The organism is Leucobacter sp. M11 (assembly GCF_035726885.1).
Taxonomy (GTDB): Bacteria; Actinomycetota; Actinomycetes; order Actinomycetales; family Microbacteriaceae; genus JAPFRB01.
Map to the genome: position 1 here is coordinate 47,554 of NZ_JAPFRB010000005.1, position 3,355 is coordinate 50,908.

A 3,355-nucleotide genomic window follows, 5' to 3' on the forward strand; every position below is an offset into this window, starting at 1 on the left:
TCTCGCTACGCGCGCCCGAGGAAGGCCGCGATGCGGGCCCGCGCGTCGTCGGTCTCGATGGCCGCGCCGATCGTGCGGGCCTCGTCCGCGAGGTTCTCCGTGAAGGACCGGGTCGGGGCGGCGCGCACGAGGCGGCGGGCCTGCCCGTAGGCGTGCGCCGGACCGCTCGCCCAGCCCGCCGCGATCTCGCGCGCCCGGGCCTCGACGGCCTCCGGCGCGGCAATCTCGGTGATGAGCCCCCAGTCGAGGGCCGTCGCCGCGTCGAGCCCGAGGTCGCTCAGCGTGAACGCGAGGGTGCGGCGCACCCCGATCGACTCGGTCAGGAAGGTGCTGGTCCCGCAGTCCGGGGTGAGCCCGACGTTCGCGTAGCGGGAGAAGAACTTCGCCCGGTCGCTCGCGACGATCAGGTCGGCCGCGAGCATCAGCCCGAGGCCGCCCCCGGCGACCGCGCCCTGCACGGCCGCCACGATGGGCACCGAGCCGTCGCGGAACACGCGCATGCCCTCGTGGATCGTGTCGGCGAGCGTCGTGAGCGCCGCCCCATCGTAGCCGAGGTCCGCCATCGCCCCGAGGTCGCCGCCCGCGCAGAAGGCCCGCCCCTCGGCCCGCAGCAGCACCGCGGAGACCTGCTCAGAGCCCGTGACCTCGGTCGCGACCTCGAGCCACCGGTTCGCCCCGGCCTGATCCAGGGTGTTCATCGCCTCGGGGCGGTTCAGGGTGACGGTCGCGATGCGATCGGCGATGCTGAGCGTGATGGCTTCGGCCACGGGGACTCCTTCGTTCGGGTACTCCCAGCCTAGACAGCCCGGCGGGGCCGCGGCACCCCGCTGTCGAAGCCCACAACCCGCCCCGCTCGCCCCCGCCGCCGCGTTATGGGCTCCGACAGGGGCGCGCCCCGGCCCCGTACCGGCTGACGGATGCCCGGCGTCAGCCCGCCGCGAGCCGCGGGGCCGCCGCGCGCAACCCCGCCGTGACGGGATGCTCGGAGCGGTCGATGACGTCCAGGGCGTCGCCCTCGTCCACGATGCGCCCCGCGTCGAGCACCGCGACCCGGTCGCTCATGTGCCGGATCACGCCGAGGTCGTGCGAGACGAGCAGGAACGCCGCCCCCGTCTCGCGCTGGATGCCGTCGAGCAGGTCGAGCACCCGGGCCTGCACGGTCGCGTCGAGCGCGGACACGGGCTCGTCGAGCAGCAGGATCCGCGGGGATCCCGCGAGCGCCCGGGCGATCGCGAGCCGCTGCCGCTGCCCGCCGGACAGTCGCCCCGGGGAGCGGCGCAGCAGCGCCGGGTCGAGCCCGACCCGCTCCGCGAGCGCCGCGGCCGCCGCCCGGCTCGGCCGGGGCCCGCCCGCGCGGTGCGCGGCGCGCAGCGCGTCGGCGAGCACTCCCGCCCCGGTGAGCCGCGGGTCGAAGGAGCCGAGCGGGTCCTGCGGGACCAGGGCGATGCGGTGTCGGAGGGGCGCGCGCCGTCGCTCCGGCAGGTCGTGCCAGGGCTCGCCGAACAGCCGCACGGAGCCGGCCTGGGGTCGGCGGAGCGCGAGCAGCGCGCCGAGCAGGCTGCTCTTGCCCGAGCCGGAGGCCCCCACGAGGCCGAGGGTTTCCCCGGGGACGAGTTCCAGGCTGACCCCGTCGACCGCGGTCCGGGCCTGGGCCCCGCGCCCGTAGCGCACCGTGACGTCCGTCGCGCTGAGCACGGGCCCACTGTCGAGCACGCGGGGGGCGCCCCCCGGCAGCGGGGGCGCGGCCGGAACCCGGGGAGCGGCCTCCGGCAGCAGCGGCTCGCCGCGGGGCCGGTCCCAGGGCACGGCGGCGATGAGTTCCCGCGTGTAGCGCTCCCGCGGGGCGCGCAGCACCTCGTCCGGGGTGCCCTGCTCCACCACGGCCCCGGCCCGCATCACGAGCACCCGGTCGGCGACCTCGGCGACGCTCGCGAGGTCGTGGCTGACGAGGAGCATCCCCGCGCCCGCCCGGACCCGCTCGGTGAGCAGGCCGAGCACCCGCCCGCGGAGCGCACTGTCGAGCGCGGTCGTTGGCTCGTCGGCGATGATCAGCTGCGGGTCGAGGATGAGCGCGGAGGCGATCAGGGCGCGTTGCCGCTGCCCGCCCGAGAGCTGGTCCGGGCGGCTCCTCAGGCGTTCCGCGGCGTCCGGGATGCCCGCGTCCGCGAGCGCCTCGGTCACCCGGGCGGCCCGCTCCCGCCGGGTGGCGGAGCCGTGCAGGCGGACGGGGTCGCCCACCTCGGCGAGCAGGGTGCGGAGCGGATCGAGCGCGGTCATCGGGTCCTGCTGCACGAGGCCGATGACGCGACCCCGGTGCAGCCGCCAGGCGGCCTGGCCCGGGGCGGGGGCCGGGTCGCCGAGCAGCCGCAGCGCGCCGCCCTCCTGCCGGGCTCCCGCGGGCAGTAGGCCGAGGGCGGCCCTGGCGGTGAGCGTCTTCCCGGAGCCGGATTCGCCGACGAGGGCGACGATCTCGCCGGGGCGCACGCTGAGGCTGAGCCCGGACACGGCCGGCCGGTCCTGGCCGGGGAAGCGCACCGTGAGCTCGGCGATGCTGAGCAGCTCGGTGGGCTGTGCACCGGGCTGTGCATCGGGCGATGCGGCGGGCAGCGCATTGGGCGCGGGCAGCGGCGCGGTCATCGGACTCTCCTCAGATGTTGCTGGCCCTGGCCGAGCACCGCGGTCGCGACCCCAACGGCGAGGATCGCGAGCCCGGGGAACACGGTCAGCCACCAGGCGCTCTCCAGATAGGGGCGGCCCGCGTTGAGCATCGCGCCCCACTCGGGCGCGGGCGGGGGAGCGCCGAGCCCGAGGTAACTGAGCGCGGAGGCCGTGAGCACCGCCTGGCCGACGCCGAGCGCGGCGAGCACCCCGAGCGGGCCGAGCGTGTGCGGGAGGATGCGGGTCAGCGCGATCCGCCAGCCCGGGTCGCCCTGCAACCGGGCGGCGGTGACGAAGCCGGAGGCGCGGGCCTGCCGGATACTGCCGCGGATGATGCGCGCGTAGCCGGGGGCGGTGGACAGGCCCACCGCGACCGTGACGGTGACGACCCCGGGGCCGCGCACCGCGATGAGCAGCAGCGCGAGGAGGAGCCCGGGGAACGCGAAGAGGGCCTCGATGACGCGGCCCACGACACGATCCGCGACGCGCCCGCCGAGCCCCGCAATCATCCCCAGGGCCCCGCCGAGCCCCACGCCGATCGCGGTGCTCGCGAGCCCGATGGCGAGGGAGGCCCGGCTGCCGTGCGCGATGCGGCTGAGCACGTCCCGGCCCGACTGGTCCGTGCCGAGCGGGTGCCCGGGGCCCGGGGGCGCGAACGCGTTCCCCGGGTCAACGGCGAGCGGGCCGAGCGGGGTGA

General features: G+C 77.3%; 3 protein-coding genes. All 3 read right to left on the reverse strand.

Annotated elements, in window-relative coordinates; translation table 11 throughout:
- Positions 1 to 5: 5 nt before the first annotated feature.
- Positions 6 to 767: an enoyl-CoA hydratase/isomerase family protein gene (locus OOT08_RS15490; protein WP_325093741.1), complete on the reverse strand. Its 762-nt coding sequence runs from the start codon at positions 765 to 767 to the stop codon at positions 6 to 8.
- 160 nt (positions 768 to 927) lie between these two features.
- Positions 928 to 2,637, reverse strand: coding sequence for an ABC transporter ATP-binding protein (locus OOT08_RS15495; RefSeq protein ID WP_325093742.1), 1,710 nt, complete (start codon positions 2,635 to 2,637; stop codon positions 928 to 930).
- Positions 2,634 to 3,355 (reverse strand): ABC transporter permease (locus OOT08_RS15500; RefSeq protein ID WP_325093743.1); only part of this gene is annotated, 722 nt, incomplete at its 5' end. The genes OOT08_RS15495 and OOT08_RS15500, both read right to left, overlap by 4 nt.

What these genes read in the sequence shown, in the direction of transcription:
- OOT08_RS15495 (WP_325093742.1), bottom strand. Translation starts at nt 2,637, where the DNA reads ATGACCGCGCCGCTGCCCGCGCCCAATGCGCTGCCCGCCGCATCGCCC.